This window comes from Vibrio sp. QJM3NY_39, assembly GCF_057785895.1.
This window is the reverse complement of record NZ_CM173506.1, coordinates 300,443-324,562: the sequence shown is the minus strand read 5'-3', so window position 1 is coordinate 324,562 and position 24,120 is coordinate 300,443. Positions and strand designations below refer to the sequence as shown.

The window sequence follows — 24,120 nt, the reverse complement described above, 5'->3', positions numbered from 1 at the left end:
TGGCTCCTTTTTATTCTTCCGGCTATAACTGATTTACAATGTAAAGCTTAGCTATAGCAGGCGTGAGCGGTTCTTTTTATCGAAAGAACTGTCTCTTGCTCTCGAAAAGAGTGTCTCTTGATTCGAGACTAGTGTTCGTGAATCGCTTCCTTACCACTTGGGTACGCTTTTGAACCCAATACATGACCGTCGACTTCTTTACCATAGTAACCTTGGTGGTTGTGGTAACGCTTAGCATTGCCTGCAACATCACCCTTGTATCGCGGATCTTGTGGGCGTTCATGACTGTTTACAAACGCGGCCACATCCCATGCATCCTGAACTGAAAGCTGTTGGCTCTTTCCAAGTGGCATGTTTTCGTAGATGAAGTACGCGGCGGTGTTCACACGGTGCATACCTGCGCCCCAGTTGAACGAGTTTTCGCCCCAAAGAGGTGGTAGGTATGAGCGACCATCCGCCCCTTTAATGCCTTCGCCATTTTGACCATGACAGGTTTGGCAGCTAGTTTGGTAAACCTTCTCACCACGCGCTATTGACGGTTCTTGCTCAGGGTTAGCAATCTTAGGGTAGCCACGGCCTGCCAACTTGCTGCGGTCATCGATTGGGTATTTGCTTAGCAGTTCTTTAGGAAGAGGGAAGCTATCTGCTTTTCCTCCGACTTGTAAATCTGCATCGCTGATCTCAGGAACCGGCGTGTCTTGCATGCCGTTCTTATCCAAGATGCCGCCCATTGCTAGCCAGTATGAGTAAGCTGTGAGCGCGACCATCTCTTTTGAGCCCACTGCTGGTGGCAGGCCATTCATTGAATAAGTAAAACAGCCTTGGATACGTTCTGCGTAGCTGTTTACCTTGTCATTTTTCTTACGGTAAGCAGGGTAGGCCATATAAGCTCCCCATAGAGGCGCCGCATTCGCCTTCATGCCCGCTTGCATGTAGCAGTTGACACAGTTTTGTTCATTGCCGACGAACGTACCGCGCATCTGTTGTGAATCGACAAACAGTGAATAGCCCAGTTTAACTTTGTCGCCAAACTCCCCTGCAGGAATATCGACCAAGTCTCGTGGCACCAGATATTTGTTATCTTGTGGTTTCTCAACAGCTGGGAGTTCGGTTTGGCGATCGGGCAACTCACCTTCGGCATAAGCGATTCCAGAGACAAGGGTTGCGGTAATTAAAAGTAATGTTTTCATGCGAGCCCTTTAGTATCGGAAAGATGCGAAGTAGTAAGACAGGTTTTTGATCTCATCGTCGGTTAGCTTGCCCGCGATGTTGCCCATCATGTTCAAATCATCACCCTTCCGAGTGCCGTTTTTCCAAGCGTTGAGCTGAGTTTGAATGTAGTCGGCGTGTTGACTGGCTAGGCGTGGGAATTTTTCTACGCCCATCCCACTTGGTCCGTGGCAGGTTGCACAAGCTGGGATGTTTCGGTCCCAATCGCCTTGGAATACAAGTTTACGATAAGGGTTATCGATATCAGCTTGTGAGCCGCGCTGTTCTAAATCGGTGAATTCGTATGAAGGCAGTGATGCAAAGTATTCTGCGACTTCACGACGAACGGCAGGGTCAGACACACCGTCAGCCATTCCCTTCATGATCGCGCTTTGACGCTCACCACTTGAGAACAGGATTAGTTGGTGTTCGAGGTAATCAGCATTGAGCCCTGCAAGCATAGGGGCGATGTTGGGCATGCCTTTACCGTCGGCTTGGTGGCAGCCGCTACAGGTTTCTGCAGCTTCTGGCATTGGGTTAGGCGCTGCTTGTGCAAAAGCGGATAAAGAAAGGCTTCCTAGAGCAGCGATGCAAAGCGTTAAAGTTTGAGTTTTAATTGTCAGCTTAGTCATGAGGCGTCGCTATTGGTTGTAATGCACACATTTTCGACATAATTGGTTGTTCGCGCTATTGTGGATTTCCACATTAATTCACTTGGAACTTGAGGTAAGTCTCACATTAATAACCTCAGTCACCATAGTGGTATTGATGTGAATTTCGATAGGCGAATCCAACTGCCGTTAACGAAATGCAAGGGAACTGCCATGTTCGCCTCGGTGTAACTGCTTGTTAAGGCTCTTTATGGCACCGATTGTATAAGCATAGACGCTTGATGAAGTTAGGTAAGAAACTTGTAGAGAAGTGATGTGAAGAATTGATGATTTGGTGTTGAGTAGGTTAGAAAAAGAAGAGCAACCTCGAATTACGAAGTTGCTCTACTGTGCTCAGTCTTTAATTGACTGAAATAGCTGAGCTTGTAACGCCTAGACTTTGTAGATCTTAGCTGGAAGTGCTTGTCTTGCCGCTGCGCCCACAACCCAATCTAACATGACGCCTTTGCCTTCTCTCGTCGGGTCAATTAAACCAATATCATTGATGTTAACACCATCGTTTGACTTCATCTTCACTGGCTGTTGTGTGCCCCCAATCCAGTGCGAACGTTCACCGAGCTCTTTATGGCCAAAGCCATGTTCAAAACCTAATGTTCCCGGCTTAATGCCATCAATCACCATTGCCAACGCATGTGTGGTTGAACTCGGTGTTTCAATGGCAAATACATCGCCTGTTTTGATGCCAGCAGAAGAGGCGTCTTGCGGGTGAATGTAAACCGGGTTCACGCCTTTAATGGATTCCAAGCGTGGTGACAAGTTAGACACCGCACTGTGAATGTTGGACTTAAAGTTGGTTAGGGTGAATGGCCACTCTGTTACTGGGAACTGCTCTGCCAAAGGCGTGCCGTCTGCTAACTTTTGTGGATACCATGTAGGACAACCCATGTACTGCTCGCCACTGATTGTGTTGCGAGAGGTACCAAGTTTTTCATTCCAGATAGCCAATGGCTTGGTCCATTTGTACTTCATAGTTTCATTGGTATACGCATTGGTTGCGTCTTCAAAACGACCGCCACGCGCAAAGATATACGCCACTTTGAGCATCTCTTCTGGTTTAAGCGTTTTGTTCATTACAGGTATAAGGCGTTCTAGACCAGACCAAACGATATCTTCAGCGTCTACATTCGGTACACCGCCTTTTGCGAATGCCAAGTTAGCTGCAGAGCGCAAATAGAAGTCTTCAGCGCTATGAATACCGTGCCAGTTGCCTTGATTGTCTTTGATTACGTTGTCGCCAAAGCCACCTAAGCCCAGTGTTTTCGCCACATCAATAAAGAAGTTCTCTAGGTTGATGGCCCGCCCGTCTTGAGTGCGGGAAGTTTTAGGCTCAACAATCGGCCAACGAGCGGTTATCGCTTTGGTCGCGACACCATGCCAAGGTGTTGCCATGCCCCAGCTTTCGTAGGTCACCGTGTCAGGCACGAGGTAATCTGATAATGCTGTGGTCTCATTGATGAAGGCATCGATAGAGACGATCAAACCAAGCTGTTTTGGATCCTTAAGTTTCTCACCTAGTAAGTTGTCTAAACCCGGAACGCCATAAAGTGGGTTCGCCATGTGGTTGATCCACGCTTTTGCACGGTAAGGGTAGCCATCAATCGCAGCTGATAAATGCTCGGTTAAAAGCGGCGCAGAGATTGGGTACCACGGAGCGCGCGTTGGGTAGGGTGATTCACCTGCTGCAACGCGGCGCTTGTATTCGCTGGTCTTGTGATACGGGAATTTGCTGCGAGACAAGAATACGCCTTGAGGCTTAGTCTTGCCTTTGAACTTGGTAAAGTCATAACGTGGACCTGCAACAGAAGTTGGGTAGCCACCCGCTTTCGCCATCGCACCGCCTTTCGCGTTGATGTTACCGATCAGCGCGTTCAGCATTAAGATAGCGAACGAGTTGTAGAAGCCGTTGGTGTGCATGTTGCCACCGTGGGTATCGACGACGGCTTTCGTTCCGTAGCTGGTGAAGCGTTTCGCCAGTGCAATAATCTGGTCTTGTGGAATTTCACACTGCTCACTGTAGTAAGTAAGGTCATACTTGAAGGCTTCTTCTTTTAATCTTTGTAGAGAAGACTTAACACGAACGCTCTGACCATCGATTTCTACGTCTTGATCAACGAACAGAGCCGCTTCATTCACCTGAATATGCGATGATAAAAGTGACGTTGTCACATTTAGTGAGATGAATCCATCATCGTCAGACATCGGTTCGCCTGTTTCTAGCAATCCAATATCCGATGCACGGAGCATACGTCCATTTTGTGGGTGTGTTTCGTCACTGATCACAAGGTGTGAAGCATTACACCAATGCGTGGTGCCTGCTTTTTGCATCGCTTGTGCGCTTGGGCGAGACAAGAAGTCGTGATTGTAGCGCTGGTTCTCGATGATCCATTGGATCATGCCCAGAACTAATGCTGAATCAGTGCCCGGTTTGATCGGGATCCAGTTATTGCGATCGCCCGCTGCAAGGCTGGAAGATCCTGCTGGAAGGCTAGGTGTCACGATTGTGTAGCTCAGTTTCCCGTTAGTACGAGCCTCAGCCAGTTGTCTTGCTTGACGCTTGAACGGGTTACCCGCTTGAGCTGGAGACATACCGATGAAAAGAATGAATTCCGCATTGTTGAAGTCGGGTTTTAAGTGCGAGAACTTGTCTAAATCATTCATGATCGCGCCAGAACCTGCACGGAATGCGTAACCACAGTAAGAGCCGTGGTGACCAAAGTTGCGTGTTCCGTAGCTGTTAAACGCAAAACGCTTCAAGATGTCATCACGACCTTCATTACCGGCATTAGTCACTAGTAACTGGTTGGCTTTAGGACCGTATTCAGGGTTGTTCGGATCGAGCGGTGTTTCGATATCACGAATCGATCTTAAGCCCTCGACTTCGCCCTCTCCGAATAAGTTACCACCTTCGGTGATCTCAGAGATGAGTTGTTCGTAGCTGATCGGCTCCCATTTACCTTCACCACGCTTACCTACACGTTTGAGCGGTTGAGTGATTCGATACGGGCTGTTTTGAATTTCTAACATGCCGTTACCGCGGGCGCAGGCTGTCGAGCGGTTATTGATACCTGATTCACCAGACAAGCCAATGTAGGCGTCTTTTACGGGCGTTTTGAACGGGATTTGTTGGTCGCTTGATAGCGGGTGGTACGGGTTACCCGAGATACGCAAGATCTCGTCATTGCGATTATCGATACGTACACGCAGGCCACACAATGTCCAGCAACCAAAACACATTGATGGTGCAACGTGTTGGTTTGGATTCGGCGAGATCTTACCTTGTTCATCGACACTGTATTCCGTCTCTAGTGAGTTACCGTGATGGATGTGATTGGTTTTCTTACCAGCGGTACCATCGATAGCACCGTGAACCATGTGTTTTGTGGTTGTCGCATAACCTGCAGCAAAAGCTCCAACACCACCGGCAGCAAGGCCTGTTTTCAAAAATTGACGACGTTTGTTATCCATGATGATTCCTCAGACTACAAGCTATGTGAGCGGTTAAGTGGTGAAGGTGTATTTTGGTTAGGCTTTGATGTTGTCTTTGGCGCAGAGCCAGTTGTTCGTGTAGATCCAATAGTTCGAGTAGACACGATTTCAGAGGCGAACAACGCAAGTGCTAACCAAAGGCCACACATACCAACAATGCCGAGTAAACCTGCGCTACCCATTGGCAGTTCATAAGGGAATGGGCCTACATCAAAACGTGGAATGGTTTGAACTTCCATCATGGTGACCCAACGTACCGCCCATGCTGAAATGATGGTCGCAAGTGCAACACAGATAATTCCTAGCTTACTTTGCGATAGGCGTTGTAGTGGCAGCACTAAGATCATGCACAGCAAAATACTAGTAGTCATGATGCCTAAATTGATGCCCCAAGCGTCGTTCTCATACAGGTTGAAGTGACCATGGTTAGATGCCCAAATCGAGGTAAGAATGATGGCAAGGCCACCTGTTAACGTAATGGTTCTTTGTACTAGAGCGAGGTCTGTCGGTTTTAAGCTTGGCTTGCTCGAAGGCAGCAGAGCCCAAATCAACAGCGTTAAACCCGTTGCAGCAAAAAATGCAGTCGTAAACCAAAGCAGCGGAGAAGCCGGTTGATGCCAAAGCGGTCGGCTCGCCAAAATTGCAATCTCGGCGCCTGTGTAAAGCGCGATGCTTAAGCCAGAAATAGCGGTCGCAGCAGCGAGTGCAATCATCAGTTTTGCTGAAACCTGCCATTGCCCTAGTGTTAGCCAAGACAAACGCTTTAGAAGCGGGTTTTCACTCTCTTTAAGCTGTGCGATGTCATCACGTAGGTAAACCCACGCGGTAGCAACAGCCAGACCAGAGAACAAAGGTAGGAATAGAGAGCCCAACGACATCCATGACCAAGGTGTGATGTGGGCGTAGAAGTGCCACGCACGGCCAGGTTGGTGTAAGTCACCTGTTAACGCTAATGGTCCAACAATTGCGCCGATGGCAGTCACAAGTACAAGGGCAGAACGAAATTGGTGGCTGGTTGAGTTTTTGAATATCAGTGCAATCAAAAACAGAATAGCGGCCGCGTAAGCCGAACCAATGTAGAAGAAATATTGAACCGCCCACGGTAGCCAAGCGATCTCTTGAGCGGGAACTAACACTTCAGTGATATTCATGCTGTCTCTCCTTGTTTGCCTTGTGTCGCGATTGCCAATTCTTGTTCGCTAGAGGATGAGTTATTAATGGCGGCTGGATCATAAATCGCAGGTTGGCCTTCAATGTGGCTAACGAAACGCTCGTTCATGCCGATATAGAAAACATGTGGGTTGGTATTCTGCTCTGGCTTGAGCACCTTGATGTCGTCTTGGTTTTCATTAAGCAGGCGGTTTATCTCGCTGTTTGGATCTTTCAGGTCACCAATCACACGTGCACCTCCAACACAGGTTTCGACACAAGCGGGCAGTAAGCCGTCTTCAAGGCGGTGCGCACAAAAGGTGCATTTGTCAGCGGTAAGCGTGTCGTTGTTAATGAAACGCGCATCGTAAGGGCAAGCTTGAACACAATAAGCGCACGCAACGCAGCGTTCGTTGTCGACCATCACGATGCCATCTTCACGTTGGAAGGTCGCTTGAACAGGGCAAACCTTTATGCAGGGTGCGTTGTCACAGTGATTACAAAGGCGAGGCAACATGAAAGATTTCACGTCTTGTTGAGCTGTCGAACCATCATCAAGGGAGACTTCATACTGTTTTACAGTGGTTCTGAACTGGCCAATCGGCGCTTGGTTTTCAACGCTACAGCCAACAGTGCATGCCTGACAGCCAACGCACTTACGTAAATCAATCGCCATCGCGTAGCGCTTGCCTACTTCGCCTTTACGGTCAGGCTGGTTGTTATTGCGAATGGCTGTGCTCGCGACTGCGGTTTTGATTCCGGCAATGGGAATGAGCGCAGCACCGGCGGAAACTTTACCGAATTGGCTGAGAAACCGTCTTTTCAATGAGTCCATAGAGGTACCTATAAATGGGTATTCGATCTGTTAGGCTCATTGTCAGTTTTTGACCGTTCACGGGGTATTGTGGATTTCCACATACCCAGATCAAAATTGATCTAGAACAAATGTGGTTTTACTAATCTAGCTGTTATGCTTTGTTTAAATGCTCTATTTAAAGTGTCGTCATGCGTTATTTGAGTGATGGACATGCCGTCAGTGTGGAGAACGAGATTTCAGTGCCAGTCAGAAACCTAATGACAATTGTTGGCCTTTGTTGGTTGAGCCTAACCGCGGGTGCGTGTTTAGCAGCTCAATCTGAACAAGCGATAGCAGCCCCAAGCTTAAGCCCAAACCAAAACACAGATGAACCCGATCAGGTTATCGAGGTTGGCGTGTTGGCGACTCGAGGTAAGCTTTCCGCTCAACAGCGTTGGCAGCCGACAATGGATTGGCTGTCTGAGCGTATTGCGGGTAAGCACTTTGTCCTCAAGCCTTTCAACTTGGAAGAGATGGCCGAAGCGGTAAAAGACGTCACTGTCGATTTTGTTATCACCAACCCCGGTCAGGCGGTTCGCTTAGGACGCCAGTATGCGCTTTCTTGGATGGCCACCATGACCAGTCATAACTTTGAACAGTCGGGAGCCAGCAATACGCAAAGTATTGGTTCGGCCTTGGTGGTGAGAAGAATGTCGCCTTATATTTCGCTCGAACAATTGAGCGGTAAGCCGATTGCGGCGGTCTCGGAAAATGCATTTGGTGGTTACCTCACTATGCGTTACCAAGTGATGCAACAAGGGCTCAACCCTAATCACTTTTTCTCTAATACTCAGTTCTTAGGTTTCCCTATTGATGCCAGCTTGTATCAACTGCGTGAAGGGCACATTGAAGCTGCGGTGGTGCCTGCGTGTTTGGTCGAGAGCATGATCAGTGAAGGTTTGCTGGTGGCTAGTCAATATCGTGTTATCGACAATCAAGCACCAGAAGGGTTCCGATGTCAGGTGTCTACGCCTTTGTACCCTAACTGGTCGTTTGCCAAAACAGAGAGAGCGTCTTCTACACTGGCGAAACAAATGAGTCAGGTGTTATTTGCGATGCCAAAAAGCAGTGCGCCAGCCATTGCAGCGAATGCATCGGGCTGGACGTCACCGACAAGCCTGCTGTCGATCGACAAGCTATACCAACAACTCGACATGCATCCACTGCAACAACCTTGGTGGAAAGAAGCGTTAATCTGGCTCAAGTACAATCAACAGTGGGCATGGGCGTTCTTTATTCTTGTCGTGTCTCTGAATGCTTACCACTTCTGGCTAGAATACAAATTCAGTCGCAGCAAAAAGCAACTAGAAGCGACGCTGTATAAGCTGAAAAGTAAGAGTGAACAGCTAGAGCACTCACAACGTATCTCGGTAGTTGGTGAGCTGGGCAGCAGTTTGGCACACGAGATTAATCAGCCTCTGGCAGCTATTCGGAATTATAGCGAAGGTGGTTTACTGCGGATTTCGAAGAACAAACCATTGACCGATATTGAACCTGTGTTTGAGAAGATCCAGTCTCAAGTGGACCGTGCTGATGCGATCATTCAACGCTTGAGAAACATGATAAAGAAACGTTCATCGGAAAAGTCACGGACTGATATCGAGCAGTTACTCACAGACACTATCGAGCTACTGCAATTTCGATTACAGAAACACAAGATAACCATTGAGCGCGACGCTGTAGGTAAGCCTATCCAACTGCATGTTGACCCGGTGGGATTGCAGCAAGTGATTGTAAACCTGATAAACAATGCGACCGACGCATGTAATGCACAACAGCATCGCGAACAAAGCGCTACGTCTGATATTGGTAACAAAAACAACGAACCATCGACAATTAAAGTGATTACCGAGTATCAACCGGATAAAATGATACTGTCGATTATCGATAATGGCACCGGTTTAGATTTCACTGAACAACAAGTCACTCAAGCCTTTGTGAGCAGCAAAGAAAACGGCTTGGGTTTAGGGCTGGCGATTTGCCAAGACGTGATTGAAGACCACAGTGGCAAAATGAGCATCACCTCACTGACTCCTCATGGTTGTCATGTCGCGGTGACACTGCCTTCCTCTATTTCAAATGACTCATAAGGAATCTTGTTATGTCTGAACTTCATCATACGTTGCCAGTCTATGTGGTTGATGATGATGAGTCGATGCGTGACTCATTGGTGTTCTTATTGGAAGAGCATGATTTCAAGGTGACAGCCTATGAAGATGGCCCGAGCTTTTTGGATGCAGTGGATTTGAATGCGCCGGGATGCGTGGTGTTAGACAGTCGAATGCCTGAAATGAGAGGACAGCAAGTTCATGAGTTGATGATGAAAGCGCAGAGCCCATTGTCGGTGATTTACCTGACGGGCCATGGTGATGTACCAATGGCGGTGGAGGCATTGCAAGCCGGTGCGGTAAACTTCTTTCAAAAGCCAGTTAAAGGAAGTGAGTTAGCTGAGGCGATCAAGCAAGGGCTAGAGGCTTCTGAAAAGCATTTACACATGAATGTTTATCGCCAAGCGTATGCGTCGTTAACTGAGCGAGAAATCGATATTCTTAAGCAGATTATCGACGGCAAACGTAACCAGAAAATTGCCGATGAATTATGTATCGCGATGAGAACGGTAGAAGTACACCGAGCGAGTTTAATGAAGAAATTTTCTGCTAAAACGGTTGCTGAGCTAGCTTACATATACGGTCAACTGAACTAACTACAGCGACACGAAATTGCAGATAGGTATTCATCAATTTCGTTGTCGTTTTTTAAGATTATTTTGCTCAAAGGTGGCCTTCATTATCGAACTCTATTGAAGCAAGATCACACCATTTATGGAGTGCATAAGGATAGGTCTTAGTAGACTTTTTATCGCTATGTATTCCTGAGATACTGAACTAAGTTCATTTTAGGGCGGAACGTTTAAATAACGGCGCTTTTCCCTGTAATTAGAAACATTCACTATGGGTTGATCACTTTCCCGATATCGGGGCTAGTATCAGCCGAGTTAGGTTAAAATATTTTATGAGTACAATGGGAATCGCAATTGGTGCGACGGCTCTTTCGTTAATACTTGTCGCCGTGTGGCTGATCTCTTTATCGCTAAGAAAGCAGCGCTTGGAACAAGAACGTAAGGCTCGTGCTGTCGCTTATCGAAAAGCGATTGAAAAAGCGCGCATACAAGAGCAAAAAGAGCGTCACTTCAAAGCCGAAACCGGGCATGTACCGTCGATTCTGTATTTGGCAAAAGAAGCTGAACGTAACAATATTAAGGAAGCTCTGTATTGGTACGACAAAGCGGCGCAACTCGATAATATCAATGGCATGTACGGCATTGTGCGCTTAAGCATGAAGCGTAAAGAAGACCTGATTTTAAGAGAGAAAGCCAACTTTTGGCAGCTTGCGATATCCGCATTGGACAATGACGTGTCTGCGAAATTCGAGATGGGTAAAGCGCTCGTCTTTGGTCGCGGAACCGATAAGAACATCCCTAAGGGTTATACCTATATTGAAGAGTCTGCGGCTGGTGGTAATACCGAAGCGATGCTGTTCATCGGTGACTGGTGCCTAGATAAAGAAAACCCAGACTACTCCGCCGAAAGCTCTGTCGAGTGGTACCAAAAAGCTGCGGAAAAGAATAGCTTAGACGGCAAGATCAAACTTGGTATGAGTTATTTGAACGGTGTGGGTGTTGAGCCTAACCATGGCGAGGCTATTTACTGGTTTGAGACGGCTGCAGAAAAGAACAGTGCAGAAGCGATGTTTAGAGCAGGCGAAGCTTGGATTGACCATGGTGAACACGGCAACGCCATCGCTTATATCTGGTTATTCCTATCAGCTCATTTTGGCTACGCAGAAGCGAAGCATTTGAGGGATAAAGTCGGCGGGGAACTTGGTGTCGATGCAGTCGTGGGCTTACAGGCTCTGACTAAACCGATAATGACCAAGTTGACCCAAGAAGCGATCACTAAGCACTCAATCATTAAGGCGCTCAACAAGCTCTACAAACGCAATGTGCCTGTTCCTAAGAAGGTAAAAGAAGTGCTCGATGAAGAAGGTAATGAGTTGAATGTAGATGAGAGCCAAATAGCGACTCAAGCGCCGAATGCTCAAGATACTAATGTTGATTACAGCCAGCAACCTAACACCGAACAAGCTTCAACAGAGAGACAAGCTACACCAAATAGTGATCCTCTAGATTTCAGTCAGTCTGCTGTTGAGTCTAACTGGAATAGAAGCCAGTAAGTTGCACTCGTTGTTTGTGTACGGTTGATAGGTCGTTTTAGCTCTAATCGAGAAACTCAAGACAACAAAAAGGGAAGCTGATGCTTCCCTTTTTATTTATATGCTATTTGCTTTTAGAGCTTGTTAAGCTTTGTTTTGCTCAGCTTTACATACAGCCGCAGTGAACACGACGTCTGTTGAGCTGTTAAGCGCTGTTTCAGCTGAATCTTGAATCACACCAATGATGAAACCAACCGCTACAACCTGCATCGCTACATCGTTTGAGATGCCGAATAGGCCACAAGCTAGAGGAATCAGTAGCAGTGAACCACCGGCAACGCCTGATGCGCCACATGCTGAAATTGCAGCAACAAGGCTTAGTAGAATCGCAGTGAAGATATCAATTTCAATACCCATTGTGTGTACAGCTGCAAGCGTTAACACAGTGATGGTGATTGCAGCACCTGCCATGTTGATGGTTGCGCCTAGAGGGATTGATACAGAGTAAGTATCTTCATCTAGTTCTAGCTTCTTACAAAGGTTCATGTTCACTGGGATATTTGCAGCGCTTGAACGAGTGAAGAATGCCGTTACACCAGACTCACGAATACATTGCAGTACAAGTGGGTATGGGTTTTGTTTTGTTTTCACAAAGACAAGCAGTGGGTTAACCACTAGTGCGATGATCAGCATCGAGCTTAGCAGAACTGCTAGCAGCTGACCGTAGCTTGCCAGTGCATCGAAGCCTGTTGTTGCGAACGTAGTCGAAACAAGACCGAAGATACCGAATGGCGCAAGACGAATAATGAAGCGAACAATGTGTGAAACACTGTGGCTTAGGTCTTCGAAAACCGCTTTGGTTGTTGCCGATGCGTGGTGCAGTGCAAGGCCAAGACCGATTGCCCAAGCTAGAATACCGATGTAGTTCGCGTTCATTAGTGCGCTAACTGGGTTATCTACAAGCTTGAATAGAAGCGTATGAAGAACTTCTGCAATACCTTGAGGAGGGTTAGCACCTTCAGCGCCAGCAACCAGTGTCAAAGTGGTTGGGAACATGAAGCTCAGTACTACCGCAGTCAGTGCTGCAGAGAACGTACCAATCAGGTAAAGCACAATGATTGGACGCATATGAGTATGCTGACCTTTCTTTTGGTTTGCGATAGAAGCTGCAACAAGAATGAATACTAAAATTGGAGCAACAGCTTTCAGAGCACCAACAAACAGACTACCTAATAGGCCTGCATCTTGAGCTGCTGAAGGAGAAACCATGGCGAGAACGACACCGAAAACAATACCAGCAAGGATCTGTAGAACGAGATTTCCACGAGCGATGCGGGCGAGCATGTTGTGATTTTGCATAAAATACCTGCAATTGTTAATTTATTATAGTGATGTATTTTTTTATAAAGTTGTACCAAATCCAACTATACACTAGTGGAATGGGCGGTCATATTAGCGGGATCTAAGAGGGTGTCTAGGAATAGTTTACTTTTAGGGTGATTGTTTGCGCTACGTGGTGTTTTTAGAGCTAAATGTTAAATTTTTGTACTCTTGTTGAGATATAAATCTGCATGATAATACTCATTCGGGTCAATGTTCTGGTTTTAGTGCCATCAGAGTCGATTAGCAAGATCATTGTGTGCAGAAATGATCCCATTGAGTTCCTGTTGATACAAAGAAGCCCCGGCCCAATGCGTTAAAGAGCTCATGAATTAATGAGCTAATACGCGATAGGGACATAGGGCTTATTTACGTGTTGTAAACCTAATCCAATAATCGGCTATTTAGACGATTTCTTGATATTACGGCTCTCTGATTGCACGGTTTTGTACATTTTAGAAAGCTGTTTACTGTTCGCTCTCTGTTCTGCCAATGAGGCTCCATTTCTTGCTTGCTCTCTGAGTAGCTTCTCATAGTTAGAGAATCGTCTTTCAGAAAGCTTACCGCTTTCAATGGCTTTGCGTATTGTGCATCCTGGTTCTGACTCATGACTGCAATCAGAAAAGCGACAATGCATCGCTAACTCTTCCACATCCGAAAAGGTTTCACTTACTCCTTCAGCACAATCGGCGAGTTGTAACTCTCGCATACCAGGAGTATCGAGCAGTAAACCACCCGATGTTAGCAAGTGGAGCGATCGTGACGTGGTTGTATGACGGCCTTTGCTGTCGTCTTCACGAATACCGCCCGTTTCTTGCTGAGTTTCGCCAAGTAGCGAGTTCACGAGTGTCGATTTACCGACACCAGACGAACCCATCAAAGCCACCGTTTTGCCTGTTTTACACCAAGGTGACAATACTTGAGTTGATTCTTGGTCTAGGCTGCTCACTGCTTCGATCATCAGCATAGAATCTAAGCTTTGAACTTGTTGTACTTTGTCTTGGTAGTCGTCACACAAGTCTTTCTTGGTGAGTACGATAACGGTTTCAACTTGCGCTTCGTTGGCGAGTGCTAGATAGCGTTCGATGCGGCTTAGATTAAAGTCGTTATTTAACGAAACCACGATAAAAACGGTGTCGATATTGGATGAAATATATTGTTCAGCTAAGCGACTGCCTGCAGCTTTACGGCGGAAGAGCGACTGACGCTCAAGTAAGCGGTCGAATTGCAGCTCAGAGTTCAACATCACCCAGTCACCAACCGTCATTGCGGGTTGGTTTTTATGAACGGGTAGAACGATTTCGCCTTGCTCTGACGCTAATGTATATCCGCTGCGATGGTGCGCGGTAATGCGAGCAATGACGGAATGGTCATAGTCTTCGAGTGTCAGTTGTTGCTGGAATACAGGTTGCCATCCAAGTTGTTGAAGTGACATTGGATGAGAAAATGCGTTTTGTGAATTCATGTCTATTTACCCAGACGTGCGAGCTTTCTTTTCTTGTGAGAGCATTAAAGTCTTATCAGTGCATTAAAGTCTTATGAGAGCATTAACGTCTTGTGAGATCTCAATTTGTCGATGAGATCAAAAGAGTTAATGAGACCAAAAAGCGTTGATGAGATAAAAGCATCGAGACGCCAAAAATGTTTTGAGCTTGGGTCGAATTCAAATAGATAGGACCCCGGATTTAGTCATGCGCTATTGGGCATGCAGGTATTGATCACTTACGATCAATAGTAAACCGGGTAAAAGTGTGCGGTTGTCACGGGTGACGAGATGTTGGCCGATCGGTATTTAAGTTTGATTCACCAAACAAATTAACGCGCTACTTTTACTGCCAGTTTTAGTGTGTTCATTACAATCATCTTCTATTCTCCTTGGGTTATTTATGTGTTCAGGCTTTGAATAAAAAGCGAACTCAGTTTAACAAAAAGCCACGATGGCGAGAAGTCATCGTGGCTTAAATTATTTTATCAATTGTGAATACGATTAATGATGATCGTGATTCATCTTTTTCATGCCGCTCATTACTTTCTTAACCGGCGCATCGAAGGTCTGTGTTTCACCATTGGCGAAAGTCAGTGTCATCTCGATTTGCTCACCTTCTTTTAGGCTGCTTGCTAGGTCGAACAACATGATGTGTAGGCTACCTGGTTTAAGTACTGCTTCACCGTTCGCAGGGATAGTGATCTCTTGAATTTGGCGCATTTTCATAACATCGCCATCCATGATGACATCATGAAGTTCTACTTTACCTGCTGCAGGTGTTGTTGCAGAAACAATAGCGCGATCTTTATCGCTGTGGTTCATCAGAGTCGTGAACACCGCGCTGTTCACTGCTGAAGGCGGGGTTGCACGAGCATACGCGTCATGAACCATAATGTCGCTACTAGCCTGAGCAAAAGGGGTGAGCAATAAGCCTGCTAGAGCAAGTGCTTTTAACTTCATGTTGTTGTCCTTAATTTTTATGTTTTTGGTCTGGGACCTGACTTTTTGTTCGAACTTTATTAGTTAAGTTCTTTATTTTTCTATACGTTGTTCCTAGTCGTTGATGACTTGGTACGCTAGCGTGTTAACGTGTTGATGGCCTCAACAATTGGCGCTGGCGTCAACGTGTGCGGTACTTTAGTAATCAAAGTACCGTCGGGCTTTAAAAAATAGAAATATGAGCTGTGGTCTAAGGTGTATTCCAACTCTGAACCTTCAAGCTTAGTTTTTCTGAAAATAACACCGTAGTTATGGGCAAGCGTTGTTGTCACATCCAATGGACCACTTAACCCTTCCATCATCGGGTGGAAGTATTGCGCGTATTCATACGAGGCTTCAGCGGCATCACGTTCAGGATCGAGAGAAACAAACATTGGGCGAATCTTTGCTTTTGCTTCATCAGATACTTGGTTAAGCGCTCCGGCCAACATAGCTAAAGAAGTAGGGCATACATCTGGGCAACGTGTGAAACCGAAGTAAACGATACGAATTCTGTCATCGGTTTGGTCAAAGATTTCCGTTGGCTGGTTGTCTTTGCCGAAAAGAGTCGTTGCGGAGAACTCTTGTTTTGCAGCGTGTTGTTCTTGAACTTCGTTTTGCCCATCAAGATAGCTTTTGACACCAAAGCCAAGTACAAAAGCGACAACCAATGCTAACGACCAATTTCTACTCATCTTGTCATCCTTATTGCAGGGTTTACAGTATCGATACCATCAGTGAGTTCACCGACCCATGTCATTTTATCTAAAGTACATACAGGTAAAATCACTTCACCTTCATAGGTATTATTGCCAATGCTCTTCAATTGAAAACGCGCTGATCCCATTTCCATTTCTAAACCGGTGAGCGATAACATCAGTGTCTCAGATGCAGCCCCTTCCCAAACGACCTTTATCTTTGTGGGTAGAAGAGGTTGCGCGGTTTCGCGATCAAGCGACATTGAAATGGATTCCTGCTCACACGATATGGTTGAAAGCATGCAGTAGTCATCCAAGTTGACTACTGCAGTTGAGTGCTCAATGACCGACTTAAATTTTTGAAATACTTGCGGCCCATAAAAACCTGCCACAAGAGCAATGCCAAGAGCCACCACCTTTAATGCTGGGTGCATGTCGTGTTCTCATCTAATTTTATAAGAGCGGCGATGTTATCATACCCCTCAATACGTGCTTGTATCAAAAAGCAATTTTGTGCGTATGGTAGAACTAAAAAAGCGAAGCCATTGGCTTCGCTTTTGTCTGTTCAATCGAGAAGTGAGCTTAGTATTTCTAAGCATTATCCGTTCTAAACGCTTTCCAGAAGTTGGCTGAATGATTAGTCAGCGTTGCGCTCTGCAAATTTCTCTAGTCCTAGAACCAAGGCAATAGCAGCCAACATCATTACAATCGCCATTACCAGTTGAGAAGGCTGAGAGGTTACGGCTTCAAAATCAAACGGTGACAGATTTTCTTGAAGTAGAGGAACTTGCTCACCTTTTGAGTTTATGCGCCAGCTGATGGTTTCTTTCCACGGCCAAATCTTAGGCAGCGTACCGATCATCAAACCAGTTAAGAACACTAGTGTGAAATCGCGGAATGAGCGCAGTAACCAAGAAAGTACGTGCGAGAAAGTCAGTAGGCCAATCACACAACCACTAAGGAATAGCGCAAGCACATCGATTTGGAACTCTTTAACCGCACCAAGAACCGGACCATACATACCAATCAATAGCAGAATGAAGCTACCCGAGATACCCGGTAAAATCATCGCACAGATCGCAATCGCACCCGCAATGAGGATATTGATACTGGTTGGTTCCATTTGCAATGGCTTAAGCACGGTAATGCTATAGGCGAAAGCAACGCCAAGCAGCAAAAACACGAATCGAATCATATCGCGCTTCTCTACTTGCTTAAGAATATGGAAAACCGACACCAAGATCAGGCCAAAGAAGAAAGACCACAGTGGAACGGGGTGGGTGACTAATAACCAAGAAATCAGTTTTGCAAATGTCGCAATGCTCGTGAATACGCCTGCGAACAGTGAAATCAGGAAGAAACCATTGATGTGGTTAAACGCGGCTTTGAAGCCTTCGCGTTTCCATAAGCCAAGTACGCTAGGGTTAATCCTGCGAATGCTTTCTAGCAGCGTATCGTAGATACCAGTGATGAATGCGATGGTTCCGCCCGACACGCCAGGAACAACGTCTGCTGCGCCCATTGCCATGCCTTTGAAAAAAGTACTTAAGTAGTTCATTGCTTCATAGAGTTGAGGGTGATTTTGTGCAGTATACAAACTTTAGTGTAAAAAAAGTATGAATATGCCATTGGGGAAGGGCTTTTATTACTCTCTTAATTGTAAGGCAATAAGTTGAACTGAACATTTGCCTAACATTTAAAATACAACCACTTAGTAATTTGTCATTAAGAGCAGAGATGAAACTGATCTCTTATCGATATTGCATCTTGGTTGCATTATGCAAATGCACTTTGCAATTCGCATGACAAATTCATGGTTTTTATGCGATGCAGGGCTTATAAAACGTCGAATAAAAGTTGGCACGCTAACTGCATTATATACATTGACCCTTCTTAAGCCGAGGGTCACCTAGCCAACTGACGTTGTTAGTGAACCTATTGATTTGTTCACAAATATATAGAGCCAATCGCGATTATTGCGGTTGGCTATTTTTTTGCCTGTCGTTTGGTGATTGTCTTTTTACTTTTCCAGCTCCTACATTTTTAAGCTCTAAACTTCAGATGAAAAAAAAGCCAGCCACCATTGGTGACTAGCTTAAGCTTTTCTCGAATCAATCTCGAATCAATCTCGAATCAATCTCGAATCAATCTCGAATCCGTTTTAATACCCCATTAACTGCAATAAGTTCTCAGCAGTACTGATCGCTTCTTTACGGTTTGCAATATTGAGCTTTTGATAAAGGTTTCGAATGTGAGTCTTGATTGTGGTCCCCGCAACATCCAACTCTTGGGCTATCTGCTCATTACTAAAGCCAGAATAGATTAAGCCAAGTACTTGCCATTCACGCTGGGTGAGTGGGCTAGTGCGCACAAGCTCAGGAATATTCGGGTGATTAACCAAGTTCTCAACAAAGTCTTCATCGAAGTGAACCGAGCGGCTGCGTTGGGTGGTTGAGATATCTTTCATGATCTGTTGAGCGCGATGGCGTTCTAAGTCACCTAAGCCTGGCTTGTTGCTCAATTTATCCAAGATATGCCCGATAGTTCCACCGTCGATCAAGAAGTTACCAACCATACCGGTTTGGTTGGTCATATGAAGCGCTTCTTCAAGTAGCACACGTGCGCTGTCTTCATCGTTAATTTGTGTACGCAATACCGCTTCAACGATCAAGTTTCGGTTGGTGTCGGTAATCAGATGTGAACGCTGCGCTTCACTCTTAAGGAAAGTCAGCGCTTCTTCAGCATCTTCATACTGCTCAAGGATGATGTGAGAACGTACGATGTTTCTCCATTGAAGCTGGCAGAAGTGGTTACTTGCCGATTCAGGTCGAACCGCCACGCTTAGCCAATCACGGATTGCCTCTTTATTGCCTTTTACTTGCCAGAATAGAATCAAAGAAAGAGAAGCATTTGCGGTCCAATCTACGTGGTAAGTTGATTGACGTAGCAGGTGTTGAATTTGGTCGATAAATTTCGACGCTTTATCAATCTCGCCGCGGCTCAATGAAATACGAGCCAGCATAGAATAGCTGTGCAGGTGTTTACTCGGAGAGTGGTGACCAAGGATATCTAAGCCTTTGTAACAACACTCTTCTGCTTCATCTAATCGGTTCCAACACCAGAAGATCTGAGCGCGAACACGCAGCAAAAATTCATGTAGAGGAACGTATTGAAGCTGATGCTCTTCGATCAATTTGAATGCGCTGTCTTGTAGCTCAAATGCAGCTTGAACATAACCTTGAGCAATCAAGATTTCGCTTTGCTGCAGAATTGCCCATAGAGCCTGATGGTAAACCTGATACTGACGTGCCAGTTTTTCTGTTTGTTGCATCATCGGTAGCGCACGGCTTAGGTTACCCATTACGTGATTCACTTCGCCCACAACCGAGGTTGCGACAATGCGGCTACGATAAACGGTGGTGTTCAACTGGCTCAACGAAAGCTCAGCCAATTCCAATGCTTTCTCAGGCTCATTGCTGTTGATCGCAACTTGGGCGCGCAAGGCGTTGTATTGCCCTTGCTGCTGAGTATCCAGTTCGATGTTTCGAGCTTGATATTGAGTCTCAGCTTCTTCCAACAAAGTCCCCACTTGATCATAGCGGTGCTGACTTTGTGCAAGCCAAGCGCGCAGCATTGATAGCTTCGGCTCACTGTATAGTTGATCCGTAGTCAGTTGCTTGATCGCCATCTCTAGCGATGAAAGCTCGCCCTGATTGAACATCGGCCAACCGTGTTCCGTCAGAATTTGAATGATCAGTTCTGGATCTTCAGCACGTTGTGCATGTCGCAGTGCTTGATGAGGTGTTTTCTGTTTGATCCACGCCTTAGCCGCACTTCGGTGCAACTCGGCTTCTTGCTGTGGAATTCGAGCTTGGCGCTCGTGGGCAAGAAATTCGCCGAATAGATTGTGGAATCGGTACCAGTTTTTCTCGCCTTCAAGCGGGTAGATGAATAAGCCAAATCGGTTGAGTGATTCGATCATACCCAGTGCGTCTTCACGCTGTGTAAGCGCGCAGACTAATTCGTCATTGAAATGATCAAGTACTGAACACTGCATCAAGAACTGTCGGGTTTCTTTATCCAGTAGATCGAATACTTCTTCAACCAAATAATCCCAAAGGTGAGCATGGTTAAAGTGAGAGAAAGACTCTGCCGATTGCGCCAGCGTGCGTTTTTGATGTTGAGCTTGAAGGGCAATAAGCTGTAACGCCGAAGGCCACCCCTCAACATAAGTACAGATACTACCAGCGGTCGTGTCATCTACGCCATCGGCGACACGTTGATTGAAGAAGCGCGTCGTCTCTTCAGTATCAAAAGCCAGCGAATCGTTTCCAATTTCAATCATCAGATCACGAACACGAAGGTTTGCAGTGCCAAGTGGTGGTGTCCCACGGCTAGTCACAACAAGCGTCAGGTTGTCAGGCATGTGTTTAAGGAAGAAGCGCATTGCTTCGTGGATGTCGTCATTGTTGACCAAGTGATAGTCATCCAACACAAGGAAACATTCGTGATGGAATTCAGACATCTCAGCAAACACTTCACTTAACAAAGAATGCAACGATGAAAATTGTCGCTTTTCTGCCAGCTTTTGGGCATTAGGGCAGGCATTTTGAGTCGCTTTATTGAGCGATTGCATTAGGTAGTTGATAAAGCGAAAAGCATCGTTGTCACTGTCATCAATGCTGTACCAACCCACATTGGGTTTATCTACCAGCCATTGTGCTGCCATTGTGGTTTTGCCGTACCCCGCTGGAGAGCGGAATAATACAAGCTTATAGCAATCTGCGTGTTGGAGCAGATCGAGAACCCTAGGTCGTAGGATTGCATTATGTAAGCGGCCGGGACGAGTCAGTTTCGAAGGGATCCACATGTCGAAGTTTTTCACCTATTCCGTGGCTTATGTTCTGGATTACCTCAATCTATCGTTGAGTGTAATCGAATGACATCAGCCTAATTACTTAAGTCTTCAATCATATTACGTGAAGCAAAACGGCACCGACTATGATCCTCCTCAGAAACCTTGCACTCCTGCATGTTTTTAGGCTTCTACGCCCTTTATTTGAGACTTTGCTCACATAGCGGGTTGGTTTGTGAATGTGACTTCCTTCATCCCAACACGTAAATCTATGCAAAAGATGAGAGGAAGAAATTATTTTCGTGATCTGAATATCAAATTTGATAATGACTTTAATCCGGTTAAATAAAAGTCACATCAATTGAAGGTAAGTTATCGAACGGGAGCTTGTGATCTTAGTCACTCCAAGTTTTTGTTCGAAGTCAGAACATGAGAGTCAGATCACTAACCCTATGTCGGTACGCCCCCTACGCCCTCCCATCTACTCCTAGTTTGTCGCGTTAGCGGGAGGATGTTTAGTTAATGGTGACCATGCACGATATGTGACAGATGAATTAGAACTATTAAAAGCGAGATTTCTGAAATGAAACCAACTCAGCAAAAAACTTTCGATAAAGTGTCGTTCCAAGAAAGCGTTAAGAAGCATTTATCTGCAACCTACGCAACAACGATTGAAAACGCAGATAGCCGCGCATGGTACCTAGCAATGGGGCGTGCGCTAGCAGAATTGACAACATTTGATCTGTTAGAAACTGAAAATGACGAAAAAATTAAGAACGCGAAGAGCGTTAACTACCTTTCACTAGAGTTTTTGATTGGTCGTTTAACAGGTAACAACCTGATCAGCATGGGCCTATACGAGCAAATCACTCACGCAATGGAAGAGTTAGGTCAAAACCTAACTGACCTTCTAGAAGAAGAGCGCGACCCATCACTAGGTAACGGTGGCCTTGGTCGTCTTGCTGCTTGTTTCATGGATTCTTGTGCCGCTCAAGAATACCCAACAGTCGGTTACGGTCTTCACTACGAATACGGTCTATTCAAACAGTCTTTCCAAGATGGTCGTCAACAAGAAGCACCAGACGCGTGGCGTGGTGTTGAAGGTTACCCTTGGGAAGTAGCTCGTCCAGAACTAGCACAACACATTGGTTTTTACGGCCATGTAGAAGTTGAATACATCGATGGTAAAGAAGTTCGTACTTGGGTTCCGGGTATGGAAGTAAAAGCAATGCCTTGGGATCTACCTATCGTAGGTTACGAGTCAAACACGGTTTACCCATTGCGCCTTTGGGAATGTCAGGCAATCGCACCATTCTCATTAGCAAGCTTTAACAACGGTGACTACTTCGAAGCGCAACACTCGCTAATCGATGCAGGCAACATCACTAAAGTACTTTACCCGAACGACAACCACGAGAAAGGTAAGACTCTGCGTCTAATGCAGCAGTACTTCCACTCAGCAGCGTCTGTTCGCGACATTCTACGTCGTCACGAAGCAGCAGGTTTCTCTCTAGAAGATCTGCCTAAGCAAGAAACAATTCAACTGAACGATACGCACCCAACGATCGCTATCCCTGAATTGATGCGCATCCTGATCGATGAGAAAGGTTTAACTTGGGACCAAGCTTGGGAAATCAGTGCTCATACGTTCGCATACACGAACCACACACTACTTCCAGAAGCATTAGAGACTTGGTCTGAATCTTTGATCAACCGTCTTCTTCCACGTCACATGGAAATCATTTTTGAAATCAACCACCGCTTCATGCAAGAAGTTCGCAAGATGTGGCCTGGTGACGGTGAGAAGCAAGCGAAGCTTTCTATCATCCAAGAAGGTTTCCACCGAATGGTTCGCATGGCAAACCTATGTGTGATTGGCTCTTACAAAGTAAACGGTGTAGCTGCGCTTCACTCTCAACTAGTTAAGAAAGACTTGTTCCCAGAGTTCAACGAAATCTTCCCTGGCAAACTGACTAACGTAACGAATGGCATCACGCCACGTCGTTGGTTGAAGTTCTGTAACCCAGGGCTATCTACGCTAATTACTGGCAAGATAGGCACTGAGTGGCCAGCAAAACTTGAGCAGCTAGAAGGCATCGCTAAGTTTGCAACAGACGCGAAATTCCAAAAAGAATTCATGGCTGTTAAGAAAGAAAACAAACAGCGCCTTGCTGATTGGGTTCAAGAGAACATGGGTATCGAGCTAGATACTAACGCTATCTTCGACGTGCAAATCAAGCGTCTTCACGAATATAAGCGTCAGCACCTAGATTTGCTACACATTCTATCTCTGTACCACCGTATTCTTAACGAACCTGGTTTCGAGTGTGAGCCACGCGTATGTTTCTTCGCAGCAAAAGCAGCACCGGGTTACCACCTAGCGAAAGAGATCATCTTCGCGGTTAACAAGATCGCAGAGAAGATTAACAACGACCCTCGCATTGGCAACAAGCTGAAAGTGGTATTCATCCCTGACTACCGTGTAAGCATGGCTGAAATCATTATTCCTGCGGCAGACGTTTCTCAGCAAATTTCATTAGCTGGTAAAGAAGCATCAGGTACGGGCAACATGAAGATGGCGCTAAACGGCGCGCTAACTATCGGTACGATGGATGGTGCAAACGTTGAGATTCGTGAAGAAGTTGGCGATGAAAACATCTACATCTTTGGCCTAGACGTTGATGGTGTAGTGGCATTGCAAGCTCAGGGTTATAACCCATACGATTACTACAACGCAGACCCACTGCTGAAAGCATCTCTAGACCTACTGACTGGCGATGAGTTCTCTCCAGGTCAACCAGGCCTTCTACGTGCAACGTTTGATAGCCTACTAGACGGTGGCGACCCGTACCTATGTCTTGCTGACTTCGCATCTTATGTGAAAGCACATGAAGACATGGGCAAGCAGTACAAAGACCAAGCAGGTTGGGCTAAGAAAGCGATTCTTAACACAGCATTGGTTGGTAAGTTCACATCAGACCGCTCAATCCGCGATTACGTGAACAACATTTGGAAACTTGAAGCGGTTAACCGTTAATACTTCCAAAGTAGCCAAGGCAGTTTCTGCCTTGGCTCAATTAGCTTGTGGGCAAATAGATGGCTTAAAAAGATAGCGATGCTTACAAACTGATTGTCACAAG

The 24,120-nt window shown here is 45.9% G+C and carries 16 protein-coding genes; 4 read left to right on the top strand and 12 right to left on the bottom strand.

What is annotated here, in order from left to right:
* Positions 1–128: 128 nt before the first annotated feature.
* The 5 genes from AC3CHU_RS17430 to dsrO all read right to left on the bottom strand — a co-directional run bounded on the left by AC3CHU_RS17430 (position 129) and on the right by dsrO (position 7,350).
* Positions 129–1,190, bottom strand: a complete 1,062-nt coding sequence (locus tag AC3CHU_RS17430; RefSeq protein WP_488526041.1) for a c-type cytochrome — start codon at positions 1,188–1,190, stop codon at positions 129–131.
* A 9-nt stretch (positions 1,191–1,199) separates the two neighbouring features.
* Positions 1,200–1,841, bottom strand: a complete 642-nt coding sequence (locus tag AC3CHU_RS17425; RefSeq protein ID WP_488526040.1) for a c-type cytochrome — start codon at positions 1,839–1,841, stop codon at positions 1,200–1,202.
* A gap of 411 nt (positions 1,842–2,252) precedes the next feature.
* Positions 2,253–5,345, bottom strand: a complete 3,093-nt coding sequence (locus AC3CHU_RS17420; RefSeq protein ID WP_488526039.1) for a molybdopterin-dependent oxidoreductase — start codon at positions 5,343–5,345, stop codon at positions 2,253–2,255.
* Between the two features lie 14 nt (positions 5,346–5,359).
* A complete protein-coding gene (gene nrfD / locus AC3CHU_RS17415) occupies positions 5,360–6,517 on the bottom strand; it encodes an NrfD/PsrC family molybdoenzyme membrane anchor subunit (protein ID WP_488526038.1) in 1,158 nt (385 codons plus the stop codon).
* Positions 6,514–7,350, bottom strand: coding sequence for a sulfate reduction electron transfer complex DsrMKJOP subunit DsrO (dsrO, locus tag AC3CHU_RS17410; RefSeq protein ID WP_488526037.1), 837 nt, complete (start codon positions 7,348–7,350; stop codon positions 6,514–6,516). The genes nrfD and dsrO overlap by 4 nt, the downstream gene beginning before the upstream one ends.
* Positions 7,351–7,571: 221 nt before the next feature.
* On the opposite strand from dsrO, the gene AC3CHU_RS17405 reads away from it, so the two are divergent.
* From AC3CHU_RS17405 to AC3CHU_RS17395, 3 genes are all read left to right on the top strand, one after another.
* Positions 7,572–9,461 carry a sensor histidine kinase gene (locus AC3CHU_RS17405; protein WP_488526345.1) on the top strand — a complete coding sequence of 630 codons (1,890 nt, stop codon included), beginning with the start codon at positions 7,572–7,574 and terminating at the stop codon, positions 9,459–9,461.
* An 11-nt stretch (positions 9,462–9,472) separates the two neighbouring features.
* Positions 9,473–10,075, top strand: coding sequence for a response regulator transcription factor (locus AC3CHU_RS17400; RefSeq protein ID WP_488526036.1), 603 nt, complete (start codon positions 9,473–9,475; stop codon positions 10,073–10,075).
* A gap of 308 nt (positions 10,076–10,383) precedes the next feature.
* A complete protein-coding gene (locus tag AC3CHU_RS17395) occupies positions 10,384–11,604 on the top strand; it encodes a tetratricopeptide repeat protein (RefSeq protein ID WP_488526035.1) in 1,221 nt (406 codons plus the stop codon).
* Between the two features lie 123 nt (positions 11,605–11,727).
* Here AC3CHU_RS17395 and sstT read toward each other — a convergent pair whose 3' ends face one another.
* The 7 genes from sstT to malT all read right to left on the bottom strand — a co-directional run bounded on the left by sstT (position 11,728) and on the right by malT (position 20,995).
* Entirely contained in the window at positions 11,728–12,942 is a 1,215-nt protein-coding gene (gene sstT, locus AC3CHU_RS17390; protein WP_004732110.1) for a serine/threonine transporter SstT, read from the bottom strand.
* A 421-nt stretch (positions 12,943–13,363) separates the two neighbouring features.
* Entirely contained in the window at positions 13,364–14,428 is a 1,065-nt protein-coding gene (gene rsgA, locus AC3CHU_RS17385; protein ID WP_488526034.1) for a ribosome small subunit-dependent GTPase A, read from the bottom strand.
* A gap of 522 nt (positions 14,429–14,950) precedes the next feature.
* Positions 14,951–15,409 (bottom strand): copper chaperone PCu(A)C, encoded by a 459-nt coding sequence (locus tag AC3CHU_RS17380; protein ID WP_473577673.1) that lies wholly within the window; start codon positions 15,407–15,409, stop codon positions 14,951–14,953.
* Between the two features lie 116 nt (positions 15,410–15,525).
* Positions 15,526–16,122 (bottom strand): SCO family protein, encoded by a 597-nt coding sequence (locus tag AC3CHU_RS17375; protein WP_054545862.1) that lies wholly within the window; start codon positions 16,120–16,122, stop codon positions 15,526–15,528.
* Positions 16,119–16,559 (bottom strand): hypothetical protein, encoded by a 441-nt coding sequence (locus tag AC3CHU_RS17370; RefSeq protein ID WP_488526033.1) that lies wholly within the window; start codon positions 16,557–16,559, stop codon positions 16,119–16,121. Before AC3CHU_RS17370 ends, AC3CHU_RS17375 begins: the two co-directional genes overlap by 4 nt.
* A 203-nt stretch (positions 16,560–16,762) precedes the next feature.
* Positions 16,763–17,683 (bottom strand): polyprenyl-phosphate transporter, encoded by a 921-nt coding sequence (locus AC3CHU_RS17365; RefSeq protein ID WP_488526032.1) that lies wholly within the window; start codon positions 17,681–17,683, stop codon positions 16,763–16,765.
* Positions 17,684–18,286: 603 nt separating this feature from the next.
* Complete coding sequence (gene malT, locus AC3CHU_RS17360; protein ID WP_488526344.1) at positions 18,287–20,995, bottom strand: HTH-type transcriptional regulator MalT; 2,709 nt, start codon at positions 20,993–20,995, stop codon at positions 18,287–18,289.
* 568 nt (positions 20,996–21,563) lie between these two features.
* On the opposite strand from malT, the gene AC3CHU_RS17355 reads away from it, so the two are divergent.
* Complete coding sequence (locus tag AC3CHU_RS17355; RefSeq protein ID WP_010431613.1) at positions 21,564–24,017, top strand: glycogen/starch/alpha-glucan phosphorylase; 2,454 nt, start codon at positions 21,564–21,566, stop codon at positions 24,015–24,017.
* Positions 24,018–24,120: the final 103 nt, after the last annotated feature.

Bases quoted from the DNA above. Each gene is read 5' to 3' on its own strand.
- AC3CHU_RS17430 (WP_488526041.1), bottom strand. From the start codon at position 1,190: ATGAAAACATTACTTTTAATTACCGCAACCCTTGTCTCTGGAATCGCT.
- AC3CHU_RS17425 (WP_488526040.1), bottom strand. From the start codon at position 1,841: ATGACTAAGCTGACAATTAAAACTCAAACTTTAACGCTTTGCATCGCT.
- AC3CHU_RS17420 (WP_488526039.1), bottom strand. From the start codon at position 5,345: ATGGATAACAAACGTCGTCAATTTTTGAAAACAGGCCTTGCTGCCGGT.
- nrfD (WP_488526038.1), bottom strand. From the start codon at position 6,517: ATGAATATCACTGAAGTGTTAGTTCCCGCTCAAGAGATCGCTTGGCTA.
- dsrO (WP_488526037.1), bottom strand. From the start codon at position 7,350: ATGGACTCATTGAAAAGACGGTTTCTCAGCCAATTCGGTAAAGTTTCC.
- AC3CHU_RS17400 (WP_488526036.1), top strand. From the start codon at position 9,473: ATGTCTGAACTTCATCATACGTTGCCAGTCTATGTGGTTGATGATGAT.
- AC3CHU_RS17395 (WP_488526035.1), top strand. From the start codon at position 10,384: ATGAGTACAATGGGAATCGCAATTGGTGCGACGGCTCTTTCGTTAATA.
- sstT (WP_004732110.1), bottom strand. From the start codon at position 12,942: ATGCAAAATCACAACATGCTCGCCCGCATCGCTCGTGGAAATCTCGTT.
- rsgA (WP_488526034.1), bottom strand. From the start codon at position 14,428: ATGAATTCACAAAACGCATTTTCTCATCCAATGTCACTTCAACAACTT.
- AC3CHU_RS17380 (WP_473577673.1), bottom strand. From the start codon at position 15,409: ATGAAGTTAAAAGCACTTGCTCTAGCAGGCTTATTGCTCACCCCTTTT.
- AC3CHU_RS17375 (WP_054545862.1), bottom strand. From the start codon at position 16,122: ATGAGTAGAAATTGGTCGTTAGCATTGGTTGTCGCTTTTGTACTTGGC.
- AC3CHU_RS17370 (WP_488526033.1), bottom strand. From the start codon at position 16,559: ATGCACCCAGCATTAAAGGTGGTGGCTCTTGGCATTGCTCTTGTGGCA.
- AC3CHU_RS17365 (WP_488526032.1), bottom strand. From the start codon at position 17,683: ATGAACTACTTAAGTACTTTTTTCAAAGGCATGGCAATGGGCGCAGCA.
- malT (WP_488526344.1), bottom strand. From the start codon at position 20,995: ATGTGGATCCCTTCGAAACTGACTCGTCCCGGCCGCTTACATAATGCA.
- AC3CHU_RS17355 (WP_010431613.1), top strand. From the start codon at position 21,564: ATGAAACCAACTCAGCAAAAAACTTTCGATAAAGTGTCGTTCCAAGAA.